The organism is Pseudoalteromonas sp. GW168-MNA-CIBAN-0100 (genome assembly GCF_040309225.1).
Classification (GTDB): domain Bacteria; phylum Pseudomonadota; class Gammaproteobacteria; order Enterobacterales; family Alteromonadaceae; genus Pseudoalteromonas; species Pseudoalteromonas arctica.
This window is the reverse complement of record NZ_JBEOOL010001021.1, coordinates 1-240: the sequence shown is the minus strand read 5'-3', so window position 1 is coordinate 240 and position 240 is coordinate 1. Positions and strand designations below refer to the sequence as shown.

Sequence of the window (240 nt, the reverse complement as noted above, 5' to 3'; positions counted from 1 at the left end):
ACGCTACGCCGTGCTGGACCGGGATCAGACCGTATTAAGCCAGAATTATACTCTTAGCTTATCGGGCTCCCGATATTTTTTAGCACAGGAACCGATAAAAGATTATGCAGAGCTTGATAGCAGGATGCGCAGCGGCGAGCTTGCTTTAGTATTGGAAATACCGTCTGGTTTTGCCAGAAATATCGAACGTGGAACCGCCACTGCAGTTGGCGCCTGGGTTGATGGTGCTATGCCACAAAG

Annotated in this window: 1 protein-coding gene; it reads left to right on the top strand. The window is 49.6% G+C overall.

The window, feature by feature from the left end; translation table 11 throughout:
• The coding region (locus AAEY62_RS24445) for a hypothetical protein (protein WP_350637073.1) at window positions 1–240 on the top strand (240 nt) is incomplete at both ends.